This is a genomic window from Janthinobacterium sp. BHSEK (assembly GCF_056174685.1).
Map to the genome: position 1 here is coordinate 1 of NZ_JBWBYV010000069.1, position 287 is coordinate 287.

At 54.4% G+C, this 287-nt stretch carries 1 rRNA gene; it reads left to right on the forward strand.

Annotated elements, in window-relative coordinates:
• Window positions 1–287, forward strand: a 23S ribosomal RNA gene (locus AC0V2Y_RS22505); the annotation flags it as partial.

Consider the following 287-nt stretch of genomic DNA (forward strand, 5'->3'; position numbering starts at 1 on the left):
GAAGTGCGAATGCTGACATGAGTAGCGATAATGGGGGTGAAAAGCCTCCACGCCGTAAGCCCAAGGTTTCCTGTTCAACGTTCATCGGAGCAGGGTGAGTCGGCCCCTAAGGCGAGGCAGAGATGCGTAGCTGATGGGAAGCAGGTTAATATTCCTGCACCGTCGTATGATGCGATGGGGGGACGGATCGCGGAAGGTTGTCTGACTGTTGGAATAGTCAGTTTCTGTCTCATAGAAGGCGCTTAGGCAAATCCGGGCGCGGAATTCAAGGGGATGGGACGAGTGAA